Source organism: Microbulbifer regidiadema (SeqCode) (assembly GCF_052466995.1).
The window spans coordinates 3,963,585-3,976,756 of sequence record NZ_CP174297.1 but is presented as its reverse complement, the minus strand read 5'-3'; the positions used below and the strand labels follow the sequence as shown (position 1 = coordinate 3,976,756).

At 56.9% G+C, this 13,172-nt stretch carries 13 protein-coding genes; 7 read left to right on the top strand and 6 right to left on the bottom strand.

What is annotated here, in order from left to right:
• Positions 1 to 28 precede the first annotated feature (28 nt).
• The 6 genes from ACJJIK_RS17315 (at position 29) to coq7 (ending at position 6,641) form a co-directional block, all read left to right on the top strand.
• Complete coding sequence (locus ACJJIK_RS17315; RefSeq protein WP_444943446.1) at positions 29 to 1,225, top strand: DUF3426 domain-containing protein; 1,197 nt, start codon at positions 29 to 31, stop codon at positions 1,223 to 1,225.
• A gap of 206 nt (positions 1,226 to 1,431) precedes the next feature.
• Positions 1,432 to 2,424, top strand: a complete 993-nt coding sequence (gene dusB / locus ACJJIK_RS17310) for a tRNA dihydrouridine synthase DusB (protein ID WP_444943445.1) — start codon at positions 1,432 to 1,434, stop codon at positions 2,422 to 2,424.
• Positions 2,421 to 2,729 (top strand): DNA-binding transcriptional regulator Fis, encoded by a 309-nt coding sequence (gene fis / locus ACJJIK_RS17305; RefSeq protein ID WP_020411495.1) that lies wholly within the window; start codon positions 2,421 to 2,423, stop codon positions 2,727 to 2,729. Before dusB ends, fis begins: the two co-directional genes overlap by 4 nt.
• Positions 2,730 to 2,873: 144 nt before the next feature.
• The gene (purH, locus tag ACJJIK_RS17300) at positions 2,874 to 4,445 is read left to right on the top strand and encodes a bifunctional phosphoribosylaminoimidazolecarboxamide formyltransferase/IMP cyclohydrolase (RefSeq protein WP_444943444.1); all 1,572 of its coding nucleotides are present in this window, start codon (positions 2,874 to 2,876) and stop codon (positions 4,443 to 4,445) included.
• 191 nt (positions 4,446 to 4,636) lie between these two features.
• Positions 4,637 to 5,941 carry a phosphoribosylamine--glycine ligase gene (gene purD / locus ACJJIK_RS17295; RefSeq protein ID WP_444943443.1) on the top strand — a complete coding sequence of 435 codons (1,305 nt, stop codon included), beginning with the start codon at positions 4,637 to 4,639 and terminating at the stop codon, positions 5,939 to 5,941.
• 55 nt (positions 5,942 to 5,996) lie between these two features.
• Complete coding sequence (gene coq7 / locus ACJJIK_RS17290; protein WP_444929518.1) at positions 5,997 to 6,641, top strand: 2-polyprenyl-3-methyl-6-methoxy-1,4-benzoquinone monooxygenase; 645 nt, start codon at positions 5,997 to 5,999, stop codon at positions 6,639 to 6,641.
• Between the two features lie 79 nt (positions 6,642 to 6,720).
• Here coq7 and ACJJIK_RS17285 read toward each other — a convergent pair whose 3' ends face one another.
• Entirely contained in the window at positions 6,721 to 7,128 is a 408-nt protein-coding gene (locus ACJJIK_RS17285; RefSeq protein WP_444932375.1) for an OsmC family protein, read from the bottom strand.
• Between the two features lie 299 nt (positions 7,129 to 7,427).
• Between ACJJIK_RS17285 and crp the strand changes: the two genes are divergently transcribed.
• Positions 7,428 to 8,078, top strand: a complete 651-nt coding sequence (gene crp / locus ACJJIK_RS17280; protein ID WP_444929517.1) for a cAMP-activated global transcriptional regulator CRP — start codon at positions 7,428 to 7,430, stop codon at positions 8,076 to 8,078.
• A gap of 79 nt (positions 8,079 to 8,157) precedes the next feature.
• On the opposite strand, the gene trpC is transcribed toward crp, so the two are convergent.
• The 5 genes from trpC to rpe all read right to left on the bottom strand — a co-directional run bounded on the left by trpC (position 8,158) and on the right by rpe (position 13,161).
• Positions 8,158 to 8,955 (bottom strand): indole-3-glycerol phosphate synthase TrpC, encoded by a 798-nt coding sequence (gene trpC / locus ACJJIK_RS17275; protein ID WP_444932374.1) that lies wholly within the window; start codon positions 8,953 to 8,955, stop codon positions 8,158 to 8,160.
• On the bottom strand, positions 8,949 to 9,998 hold the full coding sequence (trpD, locus tag ACJJIK_RS17270; protein ID WP_444929516.1) for an anthranilate phosphoribosyltransferase: 1,050 nt from the start codon (positions 9,996 to 9,998) through the stop codon (positions 8,949 to 8,951). Before trpD ends, trpC begins: the two co-directional genes overlap by 7 nt.
• A 61-nt stretch (positions 9,999 to 10,059) precedes the next feature.
• A complete protein-coding gene (locus ACJJIK_RS17265) occupies positions 10,060 to 10,638 on the bottom strand; it encodes an anthranilate synthase component II (protein ID WP_444943442.1) in 579 nt (192 codons plus the stop codon).
• Positions 10,639 to 10,731: 93 nt separating this feature from the next.
• Positions 10,732 to 12,243 (bottom strand): anthranilate synthase component I, encoded by a 1,512-nt coding sequence (trpE, locus tag ACJJIK_RS17260; RefSeq protein ID WP_444929514.1) that lies wholly within the window; start codon positions 12,241 to 12,243, stop codon positions 10,732 to 10,734.
• Between the two features lie 255 nt (positions 12,244 to 12,498).
• Positions 12,499 to 13,161, bottom strand: a complete 663-nt coding sequence (gene rpe, locus ACJJIK_RS17255; protein WP_444943441.1) for a ribulose-phosphate 3-epimerase — start codon at positions 13,159 to 13,161, stop codon at positions 12,499 to 12,501.
• Positions 13,162 to 13,172: the final 11 nt, after the last annotated feature.

Here is a 13,172-nt window from a genome sequence, read left to right as displayed (position 1 = left end):
GCCGCTAAATAAACTGCGCTCTAGTCGAATGTCTCAACTGGTAACCCGCTGCCCCCATTGCAGCACATCATTTCATATTAATGACCAGCAACTGCGCGCTGCCCGCGGCGCCGTTCGCTGTGGGTCTTGCCTACAGGTGTTTCGCGCAGATGAAAACATCGTTTTCTCGGAAGGCGATCGCGACAGCCACAATGAGCTGGAGACCCTGCTGGAAGACGATGACTTCCTAATCCACGACGATATTGAACTCGACGAGGACAAACCGGCCCCGCCGCCGGCGCCAGCGGATTCCGCCCCCAGCCGGGAGGGCGCAGCTGCGGACACTGCAGCACAGGCCCCCAAAGAGTACAGCGAGACCGCGCAGGAATTAATTGGCGATGCGTTTGGCGATCACGAGTGGCAGGAGCTGGAGACCAACCCATTAGAGGAAGAGCCCGAAGAGGACCTGGATAAAGTCCTCAAACCGGACTGGGAGGCGCTCCCCGATTTCGAAGCACCGCCCTCATCTGAATACAGTACCGACAACACAGCCGCAGAATTTGAGAGCCCGGCCCCCCTCTGGGACGCCGAGGAAACACCCGCTGCCGCCGAACCGCTAGATACCTCGACTGCCGCCGGCGAAGCCCGCCGGGAGCCCGTCTTTGCCGATGACGAGCCCGCAGCGGCTGAGGAGCCCCAGCGGGAACAGTTGATCTCCGCTATTCAGCCGGCACCTCTGGAGATGTCCTGGGGCCTCCCCAAACAGAAACGCACGGTTTCTCCCTGGCTGTGGCGCACACTGATCCCCCTAGCGATCCTCGGTATCGTCGTTCAGATCGCCTACTTCCAGTTCGACAGCCTCAGCCGCAAACAACCCTGGCGCAATATTTACGCGGCCATTTGCCCCGCACTGGGCTGCAACTTGCCGCAGCTGCAAGACCACCAGGCAATCCAGGCCTCCAACCTGATGGTTCGCACCCACCCACAGCTGGAGGGCGCCCTGGTAGTGGATGCGGTGCTGCTCAATACCGCCCCCTATGCACAGCCCTTTCCCAACCTACTGCTGCACTTTAGCGACCTGAAAGATCGAGCCGTAGCCAGCCGCCGCTTTACCCCGGGCGAGTACTTGCAGGGAGAGTTGGCCGGACGCAAGCTGATGCCCCAGAACAGCCCCATTCATATTGCGATAGAGGTGGTTGACCCCGGTGCAGAAGCGGTAAACTACGAGCTCAATATCACCTACTAGCCTCAATTGAGCGACCGTCAATTAAGTGACCCAATTGAGGGGGTGGCGCCATAAACAACCAAACCTGCGCATTCCGCAGGCTAAGTGGACAGCGATCGATCAAATTGCCCGCTTTTTCGCTTTGCCATTAACGGGCCAGCCGCTATCATAGGCGGCCGTTTTGCCGGGGCACCAATTGCCCTTCCTTCAGCCCACATGGAGCTACCGTGTCTACTGCCATTGGCCCCTATATTATCGACAACCCGGTAATTCTGGCGCCCATGGCCGGCGTCACCGACCGCCCCTTCCGCCAGCTGTGCCGAGAACTCGGTGCCGGATTGGTGGTTTCGGAGATGGTGACCTCGGACACTCGCCTGTGGAACAGCCGCAAGTCGCGCTTGCGCCTGGATCACGGTGGCGAAGCGGCACCCATATCGGTGCAGATCGCCGGCGGCGATCCCGAGATGATGGCGCAAGCCGCTCGGGAAAATGTTCGTCGCGGCGCGCAAATCATCGATATTAATATGGGCTGCCCGGCAAAAAAGGTGTGTAAGAAAGCAGCGGGCTCCGCCCTGCTGCGGGATGAGAAGCTGGTTGCGGATATTCTTCAAGCCGTGGTCCAGTCTGTTTCCGTCCCGGTGACGCTGAAAATCCGCACCGGCTGGTGCCCGGATTCCCGCAATGGCGTCACTGTAGCCAAAATGGCCGAGGATGCCGGGATCGCAGCACTGGCGGTTCACGGTCGCACTCGCGCCTGCGGCTACCACGGACAGGCTGAATTCGATACCATTGCCGAAATTGTATCCAGGGTAAAAATCCCGGTTTTTGCCAATGGCGACATCTGCAGTGCTGAGAGAGCCCGAGAGGTGCTCGATTACACTGGCGCATCAGCGGTCATGATTGGCCGTGCAGCACAGGGACGACCATGGATTTTTCGGGAAATAGCCCACTATCTCGCCACCGGCGAGCGGCTACCCGAACCGACATTGGATGAAGTCAGGAATATTTTGCTCGCCCATTTGGGTGAACTACACCGATTCTACGGTGAGGTGATGGGGGTCCGTATCGCTCGCAAACATGTGGGCTGGTACTTGAAGACGCTCGCAAACAGCGAGTCCTTCCGCAAGACCTTTTTCCAAATAGAGAGTGCAGAAGTACAACATGCCAGCGTTCACGAGTGGTTTGAACGCCGAATAACGAGAGGGGCACAAGCGGCATGAATAACGAAGTATTGATTCCGGATACTGGCAATGAAGAAGTATCCTCCAGGGGGCAGACTCAGCTGGCACAGCCACAGCAGCAGTCCCTGCGCGATGCCGTCGAGCACGCAATGGAGAACTACTTCCGCCACCTGGATGGCCAGATGGTGACCGATGTCTACGACATGGTGCTATCAGAGATCGAAGCGCCCATGCTCGAAGTGGTAATGAAATACACCCGCCACAACCAGACCCGCGCCGCGCAATTACTGGGTCTCAACCGTGGCACCCTGCGCAAGAAGCTGAAGCGCTACGGCCTGCTGTAAGCTGCCAACCGAGCGAATTTTTGAAGGGGGATGAGGTAACTCATCCCCCTTCGCTATTTTCCCGGCAGCATTTTTGCTGTCACAGTGGATAAGCCGCTAAAACCCTTTAAACATCCTTTTCGAAAACCAGTTGGATCAAGTGCAATGACAGACAAGGTTTCCATCCGCCGCGCTCTAATTAGTGTCTCAGACAAGAGTGGCATTGTAGAGTTCGCCCAACAGCTCTCCGCAATGGGGGTTGAGATTCTTTCCACCGGCGGAACCCACCGCCAGCTCAAGGAAGCGGGTATCCCCGTGGTAGAGGTTTCCGATTACACCGGTTTCCCCGAAATGATGGACGGTCGAGTCAAAACTCTGCACCCGAAAGTACACGGCGGCATTCTGGGACGCCGTGGCACCGATGATGCCATTATGGGCGAGCACGATATCACCCCGATCGATATGGTAGTGGTGAACCTCTACCCCTTCGCTCAAACCGTTGCCAAGCCCGACTGCTCCCTCGAAGACGCTATCGAGAATATCGATATCGGCGGCCCCACCATGGTTCGCGCAGCCGCCAAGAACCACAAAGATGTCACCATCGTGGTCAATGCCAGCGATTACGGCAATATCATCGAGGAGATGAAAGCTAACGATGGTGCCCTGAACCACGCCAGCCGCTTTGATCTGGCGGTAAAAGCCTTCGAACACACTGCGGGCTACGACGGTGCTATCGCCAATTACCTGGGCGCTATTAAAGGCGAGGAAAAGCAGCTGTTCCCGCGCACCTACAACAGCCAATTTATCAAGAAACTGGATCTGCGCTACGGTGAGAACCCGCACCAGAAATCCGCTTTCTACACCGAAGCCAACCCGGCCGAGGCCAGCATTTCCACCGCCACCCAGCTGCAGGGCAAAGAGCTATCCTACAACAATATCGCCGATACCGATGCCGCGCTGGAGTGCGTTAAGTCCTTCGAGCAACCCGCCTGCGTGATCGTTAAACACGCCAACCCCTGTGGTGTGGCGATCGCTGAAGATATTCGCACGGCCTACGACCTGGCCTTCGCGACCGACAGCGAATCCGCCTTTGGCGGTATTATCGCCTTCAACCGCGAGCTCGATGGTGCCACTGCCCGCGCTATCGTCGAGCGGCAGTTTGTCGAAGTGATCATCGCGCCGTCAGTCTCCGAGGAGGCCAAACAGGCCGTGGCCGAGAAAAAGAACCTGCGCCTGCTGGTATGCGGCCAGTGGAGCAGCGAGCGCACCCCGGCACTGGACTACAAGCGCGTTAATGGCGGCCTGCTGGTTCAGGACCGCGACGACGGCCTGATCACCGCTGCCGACCTGAAAGTAGTCTCCAAGCGCCAGCCCACCGAAGAGGAAATCCGCGATCTGCTGTTTACCTGGAAAGTGGCCAAGTTCGTAAAATCCAATGCCATCGTATACGGCAAAGACGGTCGCACTGTGGGTGTGGGCGCCGGCCAGATGAGCCGCGTAAACTCCGCACGTATCGCCGCGATCAAGGCCGAGCACGCCGGCCTCGCCGTGGCCGGGTCTGTTATGGCCTCCGATGCCTTCTTCCCCTTCCGCGACGGCATCGATAACGCTGCCGCTGTCGGTATCCAAGCGGTTATCCAGCCCGGCGGCTCCATGCGCGATGAAGAGGTGATCGCCGCAGCGGACGAGCACAATATGGCTATGGTATTTACCGGTATGCGCCACTTCCGCCACTAAGATCGTGCGCCCGCACAGACTTAATATTGCGGGCTATGATCAGCGGGTTGGAAGGTATCTACCCTCTCCAACCCGCACAAATCATTGGAATCCAGGGGCGCGACTCAGGCCCGAGGATCAATTCCACGTTAAACTAGCACACCTATAACCTGTGTAATGGACCGGATCGGTCGACTTAGGGGGATTTAAGAATGAACGTATTGGTTATCGGATCAGGTGGCCGCGAGCACGCCCTGGCGTGGAAAGCAGCGCAAAACCCAAGTGTCGGCACCGTCTACGTTGCCCCGGGCAACGCCGGCACTGCCCGCGAACCCAAGCTGGAAAATATCGCGATCGGTGTGGATAACTTCGCCGCCCTGGCAGATTTCGCCGAGGAAAACGGCGTAGAACTAACGATTGTCGGCCCGGAAGCGCCGCTGGTAGACGGCGTTGTCGATTTCTTTAATGCCCGTGGCCTCGCCATTTTTGGTCCCAGCAAAGGCGCCTCGCAACTGGAGGGCTCCAAAGCCTTTACCAAGGACTTCCTCGAGCGCCACAAAATCCCCACCGCTGCCTACCGCAATTTCACCGAAGTGGAACCGGCGGTTGCCTATATTCGCGAGCGCGGCGCACCCATCGTAGTTAAAGCCGACGGCTTGGCTGCGGGCAAGGGGGTAATCGTCGCCGAAACCGAAGAGCAGGCTGAGCTCGCCGTACGCGATATGCTGTCTGGAAACGCCTTTGGTGAAGCCGGCTGCCGCGTGGTTATCGAGGAGTTCCTGCAGGGCGAGGAAGCGAGCTTTATCGTGATGGTGGATGGTGAAAACATCCTGCCGATGGCCACCAGTCAGGATCACAAGCGCGTGGGCGATGGCGATACCGGCCCCAATACCGGCGGTATGGGCGCCTACTCCCCGGCACCAGTGGTGACCGACACCATTTACCAGCGCATTATGCAAGAGGTTATCGAGCCCACCGTTAAAGGTCTCGCTTCCGAAGGTACGCCTTACACCGGTTTCCTCTACGCCGGTCTGATGATCGACAGCGACGGTACTCCAAAGGTTATCGAGTACAACTGCCGCTTTGGCGATCCGGAAACCCAGCCAATTATGATTCGCCTGAAATCAGACCTGGTCGACCTGTGTATGGCCGCTCTAGACAAGAAGCTGGACACTGTCACTGCTGAGTGGGACCCCCGCCCGGCCCTGGGCGTGGTCCTTGCCGCGCACGGCTATCCCGGCAGCTACCGCAAAGGCGATGCCATCAGCGGTCTGGAAAAGGCGGACAGCGACAACGCCAAAGTCTTCCACGCCGGTACCGCACTGGACGGTGAGCGCGTAGTCACCAATGGCGGGCGGGTGCTGTGTGCCACGGCGCTGGGCAATACCGTCGCCGAAGCGCAGGAAAGCGCCTACGAGTCGGCCCGGGCTATCTACTGGGACGGCGTGTTCTTCCGCAAAGATATCGGCTACCGCGCAATCGAAAGAGAAAAGGTTTCTACCGAGCAGCAGGACTAACAGCCGGCACCGGCGACCGCGCGCCAGCGGCCGCCGCGCTAGGGAGCAGAATACTATGAGCAAACGCAACCTCAGCGGACTCGACCGCCTGCTAATTCAGGCCGATCGGGCTCTGCGCACCCTGAGCCCCGGCGAGCCCTGTCACGGCAGAGCCTCTCCCGCCAAGGGGGAGGCCGAGGCCGATCTCAGCGAGCGCGAGCGCAAGCACGCCGCCGGCCTTATGCGGGTCAACCACAGCGGCGAAGTCTGCGCCCAGGCGCTCTACCAGGGCCAGGCCCTGACGGCTAAATTGCCCGAGGTACGGGGGGAGATGGAGCGCGCTGCCGACGAGGAGATCGACCATCTGGCCTGGTGTGAGCAGCGCCTGAAGGAGTTGGACAGCCGCCCCAGCCTGCTCAACCCCCTGTGGTACGGCATGTCTTTTGGTCTCGGTGCCGCCGCCGGTAAAATCAGCGACCGGATTAGCCTCGGCTTTGTCGCCGCTACGGAAGATCAGGTGTGTAAACACCTAGAGAGCCACTTAGAGCAGCTTCCCGCCGACGACAAGAGAAGCCGTGCGGTGGTGGAACAGATGTTGATCGACGAAGATGAGCACGCCCACGCCGCGCTGGCCGCCGGTGGCGCGCGCTTCCCCGCCCCGGTAAAAGGGGTGATGTCGCTGGTATCCAAGGTGATGACCTCGGCCAGTTATAAAATCTGACCGCCACCCTGGCCGGTTAAACCGGCTTGGATTTCAGGGAGGTTACGCCCGTACCCTCCCGTTCTGACCAATTATCCCTTCAAGCTTCCTCGACGCTATAGCTGTGTACTATCTCGACGCCCGCATTGCGCAACATAATAGACGCAGAGCAGTACTTCTCTGCGGAGAGTTCCACCGCGCGAGCCACATGGGACTCTTTTAATCCGCGACCGCGCACCACAAACTTCATTTCTATGCGCTCGAACGGTGATGGTGTGCTATCCGGGCGCCTACCTTCGAGCTCGCAGTGACAGGAAATAATGTCCTGTCGCGCCTTCTGTAAAATGCTCACCACATCGTAAGCGGCACAGCCACCCACACCCAACAAAATCATTTCCATCGGGCGCACGCCATTATTTGTGCGACCACCTTCCATAACGACTGAATTACCGCTACCGGCTTCACCGACAAAAGTTAAATCATTTACCCAGGTTACTTTCCCCTGCATCACTCCACTCCCGTTAAAATTTAGGCGGCGAAGCTTAGCATATTGGACAACGCTATCCCGACGCCTGGCAGTTTCCGGTATAGTGTCTGAAACGCCTCCGTGCGAGAGCCCGGTGACATAGGTTCCGGTGTTTTCAACGAACATACCGCTGCCTGGCTGACCCAGATCAATCGATGCCATAGTGTCACAGATCACACTGCGGGACTTTGCCGCAGTCAGCCCCTGTTGGGGACTCGGTTTTCGCGCGATAATTCAATAGTGCTCAGCTGCTAAAGCCGGGATAGGGCACAAGACAAAAAATGAGGAATGAATCCGTGACGGTTGCTATCGAAGACCCTATGACTATCGGCAATATTGAAGACTTTCTGGCCCACTGCCACCGGCGCCGCTACCCGGCCAAGAGCACGATTATTTATGCTGGCGACCGCTGTGAATCCCTTTATTTCATTATGCGCGGTTCTGTGACCGTTCTTATTGAGGACGATGAAGGCCGTGAAATGATTGTCGCCTATCTAAATGATGGGGACTTTTTCGGTGAGATGGGCCTGTTCGATCAGGACACCCGCAGTGCCTGGGTGCGCACTAAAACCGAATGTGAAGTGGCGGAAATCTCCTACACCAAGTTCCAGGAGCTCACTCGCCAACACCCGGAATTTCTTTTTGCGCTGGCCACCCAAATGGCCGGCCGCCTGCGCAACACCACCCGCAAAGTGGGCGATCTCGCCTTCCTCGATGTTACCGGACGCGTCGCTCGCACCCTGCTCGACCTCTGCAACGAGCCGGATGCCATGACTCACCCCGAGGGCATGCAAATAAAAATTACCCGCCAGGAAATTGGCCGCATTGTCGGTTGCTCCCGGGAAATGGTCGGCCGCGTATTAAAAACCCTGGAGGAACAGGGTCTGGTTTCGGTTAAAGGTAAAACCATGGTGGTATACGGTACCCGCTAGTAACGCGAGCACAGACACCGGATAAAAAAAGGGCGATTTTTACATCGCCCTTTTTTATTTTTACTACTGGAGCAAGCGATCAGTTAAACATTTCCATCAGCTTTCTGCCCGGCTCCGCCTCGCGCATAAACGCCTCTCCCACCAGGAAAGCATTGACGTTATGGCCGCGCATCGCCGCGACATCGTCGGTGGTATGAATACCACTTTCCGTAACTACCAGGCGGTCTTCGGGGATCAGGTCCAGTAACTTAAAGGTATTTTCCAGCTGCACATCAAAGGTGTGCAGGTTGCGATTATTGATGCCGATTAAACGATTGGGCAGCGCCAGGGCCCTCTCCAATTCTTTTTGATTATGCACCTCAACCAAAACATCCAGACCCAGTTCCAAAGCGAGCCCATTGAGATCCTGCATCTGCGGATCTTCCAGACAGGCCGCAATCAGCAGGATACAGTCCGCTCCAATCGCGCGAGCCTCATAGATCTGGTAGGGGTCAACGGTGAAATCCTTGCGCAATACCGGTAGGCGCACCGCGTCGCGAGCCTGCTGTAAGTAATTATCCGCACCCTGGAAAAAGTCCACATCGGTCAGTACCGACAGACAAGCAGCCCCGCCTTTTTCATAGCTGGTGGCAATTTCTGCGGGAAGGAAATCCTCGCGAAGCACCCCTTTACTGGGGGAGGCTTTTTTAATTTCAGCAATAACCGCAGCTTCACCACTGGCAATTTTTTGATCCAGGGCATCGACAAATCCCCTCGCCGGTTGCTGATCCCCAGCGCGCAGGCGAACTTCTTCGATGGAGCGCTCAGCCTTGCGCTCGGCAATCTCTTGCCATTTGCGCTCGACAATAGTTTTTAAAATAGTCGGGGTACTCACGATTGGATTTCCTCTGGGCGAAATGCACTGGTGAACGCAGCGAGATCATTGATTTTTTCTCCGGCAAGACCGCTGTCGATAGCGTCTTGTGCCATGGCAACACCCTGCTCTGCGGAGTGTGCCACCCCGCTGACATAAATGGCCAGGCCCGCATTGAGGGCAATAATATCCGCCGCTTTACGCCCGGCCTCCGTTGCGCGCTTGCCCAGCGCATCGCGAATTAATGCCAGGGAATCCTCGGAACCGGAAACGCTGAGACCGGAGAGATCGCGGCGCGGCAGGCCAAAGTCCTCGGGTTTGAGGGTGTATTCCCGCAGGCGGCCATCTTTTAATTCCACCGCAAAAGTATCCGCAGCAATACTGGCCTCATCCAGGCCGTCCTCACTGTGCAACACCAGCACATGCTCTGAGCCGAGTTCCTGTAAAACCTCAGCCAGTAATCGGCAGTAGCGCTTGTCGTAAACACCGATTACCTTGCGCTTGACGCCGGCGGGGTTGGTCATTGGTCCGAGCAGATTAAAAATAGTGCGCAGACCCAGCGCCTTGCGCGCGGGCCCCACATGACGCATGGCATTGTGGAAACTGGGCGCAAACATGAAACCGATACCGATGGTCTCCACACAGCGGGCCATTTGCACCGGGCTCAATTCCAGAAATACCCCGGCGCGCTCCAGAAGATCAGCCGAACCACTACTGGAAGAGACAGAGCGGTTGCCGTGTTTGGCAACCTTGGCCCCGGCGGCAGCAGCGACAAAGCTGCTGGCACTGGAGACATTGAACAGGTTGGCACCATCTCCGCCGGTGCCGACAATATCAACGGTATTGTCCAGATTCAGGGCAACTTTTACCGCTAGTTCACGCATGGTTTCCACCGCGCCGACAATTTCATCGACCGTTTCGCCGCGAATACGCAGTGCGATAAGTAGCGCACCTATCTGTGATTCCAGCGCTTCGCCGCGCATGATTTGACCCAGCGCTTCGCGCATCTCTGCACGGGTGAGGTGCTCACCATCCACCAGTTTGGCAATGGCCTGTTGAATATTCATATTTCCCCCTTTGCCCAGTTCTGGTTATTGATTGTGGCGAGATAGACTCGCCCCGAAGTGATTAAGACTCGATAAAGTTTCTCAGCATATCGTGACCATGCATGGTGAGAATTGACTCTGGGTGAAACTGTACGCCCTCTATCGCCAATTCTCGGTGACGCAATCCCATAATTTCATCGATCTCACCGCTTTCTGTCTCAGTCCAGGCGGTCACCTCCAGACACTCCGGCAAACTATTTTTTTCCACCACCAGGGAGTGGTAGCGGGTGGCCTCGAAGGGATTGGACAAGCCGTGAAACACCCCCAAATTATTGTGCACTATGGGGGAGGTTTTGCCGTGCATAACCTGGCGGGCACGCACCACCCTGCCACCGAATACCTGGCCGATACTCTGGTGCCCCAGGCAGATACCCAAAATAGGAATACTGCCGGCAAAACGGCGAATGGTATCGAGAGAAATACCCGCCTCATTGGGGGTACAGGGCCCGGGTGAAACCACAATTTTTTCCGGGGCCATTGCCTCGATCTCATCCAGTGTGATTTCGTCATTGCGCTTCACCAGCACTTGCGCACCCAGCTCCTCCAGGTACTGCACCACGTTCCAGGTAAAGGAGTCGTAGTTATCGATCATTAAAATCATAGCGCGGCCCCCTTAGCCTCTGGCTGATCACTGAATTCTTGTCTTAGGTTTTGCAGGCGTGCGAGAGAGGCCTGGGTCAGTGTTTGGGAAATATTAACTTCGCTCATCTTGCTCGACCTCTACAGGGTCACTACTCTTGGCCAGCGCCATACCGGCGGCGCGGAAAAGCGCTCGGGCCTTATTCATGGTTTCATTCCACTCTGACTGCGGGTCGGAGTCCGCTACCAGGCCGGCCCCCGCCTGCACATACAGCTTACCCTCCTTGATTACCGCAGTGCGAATGGCAATGGCCGTATCCATATTGCCATTCCATGCCAGATAACCCACCGCACCGCCATAAATACCGCGCTTCTCCGGTTCCAGTTCATCGATAATTTCCATCGCGCGAATCTTGGGCGCGCCCGACAGGGTTCCGGCCGGCAGTGCTGCGCGCAGCGCGTCCATAGCGCTGAGACCCGGCTTGAGTTGGCCGACAACATTGGAGGTAATATGCATCACGTGGGAGTAGCGTTCGACAAACATCTGGTCGGTAACTTTAACGCTGCCAGTGTCGGCCACCCGCCCTATGTCGTTGCGCCCCAGGTCAATCAGCATCAGGTGTTCGGCCAGTTCTTTCGGGTCTGCCAGCAACTCCTTCTCCAGGGCCTGGTCTTCCTCCTCAGTGGCACCCCGGTGACGGGTTCCCGCCAGGGGCCGCACCGTCATTTTACCCTCTTCCAGATGCACCAGAATCTCTGGGCTGGAGCCCACCACATGGTGGTCGCCCAGGTCGAGAAAATACATATACGGCGATGGATTTAAACTGCGCAGGGCACGGTAAAAATTCAGCGGCGGCGCCTCAAAAGGGGCCGACAGGCGCTGGGAAGGCACCACCTGCATCACATCACCGGCGAGCACATACTCCTTAACCCGGTCCACCGCCGCTTTGAAATTGTCCTCGCCAAAGTGGGACTGAAATTCACTCTCATCAATCCCGCGCCCATGTAAGTCGAGGGGCACCGTATCCGGCAGCGGCTGTGCCAGTTTGGTTACCAGTTGATCCAAGCGCTGCTGGGCTTTTTCATAGGCCGCTTGTTCGCCGGTATCCGCGTGGACAATCAGAATAACTGCACCGGCGAGATTATCGAAAACCACCAACTCATCGCTGACCATCAACAGGATATCCGGGTTACCCAGGGTATCCGGCGGTGTGCTACCCGCCAGGCGCGGTTCGATATAGCGCACACAGTCGTAACCAAAATAACCGACCAGGCCACCGTTAAATCGCGGCAAATCCGCTAGTTCAGGCACCTTGTAGCGCTGCTGAAACTGCTCAACAAATGCCAGGGGATCGGCAGCGCTGCGGCTCTCGACAACCTCGCCATCCGTTTCCACAGTAATCTCTGTGCCCTTGACCCTGAGCAGAGTGCGCGCAGGCAGGCCAATAATGGAGTAGCGCCCCCACTTCTCTCCACCCTGAACTGATTCCAGCAGGTAGCTATAGTGCCCCTCGGCCAGTTTCAAATAGGTGGACAGTGGCGTTTCAATATCCGCCAGTACGCGCCTTACCAGAGGGATACGGTTATAACCTTCAGACGCAAGTTGAGCGTATTCAGTAGGGGTCATGGAGACTCCGATCAATTTTTCATTTGTTTGATTGGCGCTGGAAAACAGTAAGCAGCGCCCACGGCAAGGGGGCCCCAATCGCCATGTTCGATCGGGCTTCAGCAGGTCAGTGGCGCCATCGCCAACTGTTTGTTAGGAAGAAAGTATGATTCACGGGAATTCCCTCAATGTAGGCGCACTATTCCTTTTGTGCGGACATACAAGTTAGCAAATTCCGTCTACGGCGAGCAAGAGATTGCCCGCCGGTTTTGTAAATTAAGCCAAACTCTTGCGCATGGCTGTAATCACTTCAGCGTAGTCCGGGGTATTAAAGATGGCAGAACCTGCCACAAAGGTATCTGCTCCAGCTGCGGCAATTTCGGCAATATTGTCACGATTTACCCCGCCGTCGATCTCGAGGCGAATATCAAAGCCAGACTCATCAATCAGTTTGCGAGCTTCTTTCAACTTGGTCAGGGTGCTGGGAATAAACTTCTGCCCGCCAAAGCCCGGGTTTACCGACATCAGCAGGATCATATCCAGCTTGTCCATCACATACTTGGCGGCATCGAGACCACTGGCGGGGTTAAAGACCAAGCCGGCCTTGCAGCCGAGGCTGCGGATCAGTTGCAGGGAGCGGTCCGGATGGCGCGAGGCTTCCGGGTGAAAGGTAATATAGGTGGCGCCAGCATCGGCAAACATACGAATCATATCGTCTACGGGCTCCACCATCAGGTGGACATCAATGGGCGCTTCGACACCGTGTTTGCGCAGTGCCTGGCACACCATAGGACCAATGGTCAGGTTGGGCACGTAGTGATTGTCCATCACATCAAAATGCACCCAGTCCGCTCCAGCGGCCAGCACATTGTCCACCTCTTCACCCAGGCGGGCAAAATTTGCGGAGAGAATAGAGGGCGCAATCTTGTAATCTGACATCAGAATATCCT